Source organism: Microbacterium sp. K41 (assembly GCF_004794395.1).
GTDB classification, from domain to species: Bacteria; Actinomycetota; Actinomycetes; order Actinomycetales; family Microbacteriaceae; genus Microbacterium; species Microbacterium sufflavum.
The window spans coordinates 1-511 of the sequence record NZ_SSDO01000514.1 but is presented as its reverse complement, the minus strand read 5'-3'; the positions used below and the strand labels follow the sequence as shown (position 1 = coordinate 511).

Annotated in this window: 1 protein-coding gene; it reads left to right on the top strand. The window is 77.3% G+C overall.

Annotated features, from left to right (window positions below):
• The coding region (locus DW309_RS17515) for an ADP-dependent NAD(P)H-hydrate dehydratase (RefSeq protein WP_136046098.1) at positions 1-511 on the top strand (511 nt) is incomplete at both ends.

Here is a 511-nt window from a genome sequence, read left to right as displayed (position 1 = left end):
GAGGCCGCGTGGCGCGCCGGGGCGGGCTTCGTGCGGTATGCGGGAGAGCAGCGCGTGATCGACGCCGTGCTCGCCCGCCGCCCGGAGACCGTGGGCGGGCCCGACACCGGGCGCACCCGGGTCGGAGCGTGGGTCATCGGATCCGGCACCGACCCCGAGGAGCGGACGGACGCCGAGGCGCGGGCGCTGCGCGAGATCGTGTCGGGCACGGCCCCGGTCGTGATCGACGCCGGCGCACTCGACCTGGCGACCGGCGCGACCGCGCCGTTCCTGGTGACCCCGCACGCGGGGGAGTTCACCCGGCTTCGGGAGCGCCTCGGTCTCGTCGACGCGGATCAGGACACGGCGGCCGAGGTACGACGGATGGCCGCGGAGCTGCACGGCGTCGTGCTGCGCAAAGGGGCCCGCACGCTGATCGCGGGACCCGACGGCCCGGTGATCGCCGTGGACGCGGGCACCGGGTGGCTCGCGACCGCGGGCACGGGCGATGTGCTGGCCGGCGTGCTCGGGG